General features: G+C 70.7%; 1 protein-coding gene. It reads right to left on the bottom strand.

The features are described from left to right. On the bottom strand, positions 1-560 hold a 560-nt coding region (locus B4M60_RS12500; protein WP_291084450.1), incomplete at its 3' end, for a glycine betaine ABC transporter substrate-binding protein. Positions 561-580 lie beyond the last annotated feature (20 nt).

Genomic DNA, 580 nt, shown 5'->3' with positions numbered 1-580 from the left:
AACTCGGTCTCCATGCAGGTCAGCGCGGACCCGGGGTCGGACCGGACCAGTCGGGCGTAGTCGGAGAACGTGCGCACCCCGGTCTCCTCGGCGGTGGCCCGGCTCATCGCGAACGAGTAGGTGTTGTCGACCGTCGTGGGCCGCATCCACCTGATGTCGTGCCCGGCGAGGTCGGCGTCGCGCACCGCCGCCCACTGGGCCTCGGGGTCGCGGATCGGTTCGGAGTTGCCCAGGTAGCTCATCCAGGCGGTGCCGGTGTACTCCATGCCGATGTCGACCTGGCCGGAGATGAGGGCCTGGCGGAAGCTGTTGGACCCGGCCAGGGAGGACATGTCCGAGACCTCCATGCCCGCGGCGGCCAGCAGGAACTCCACCAGGTAGCTGCTGATCACACCCTCGGTGAAGTCCTTGCCGCCGACCGTCACCCGGACACCCTCCAGCGCAGGGGTGGGGCCGCCGGGTCCGGGACCGACGGGGAGCGGGACGGACCCGCCGTCGCTCAGCCCGCAGCCGGTCGCGACGAGCACGGCGGTCAGGCACGAGGCCAGGAGCTTTCTCATCGCAGCCCGTGTCATCGCAG

The organism is Dietzia sp. UBA5065 (genome assembly GCA_002415925.1).
GTDB lineage: Bacteria > Actinomycetota > Actinomycetes > Mycobacteriales > Mycobacteriaceae > Dietzia.
Note: the sequence above shows the minus strand (reverse complement) of the source record. Positions and strands in the feature narration are given on the sequence as shown.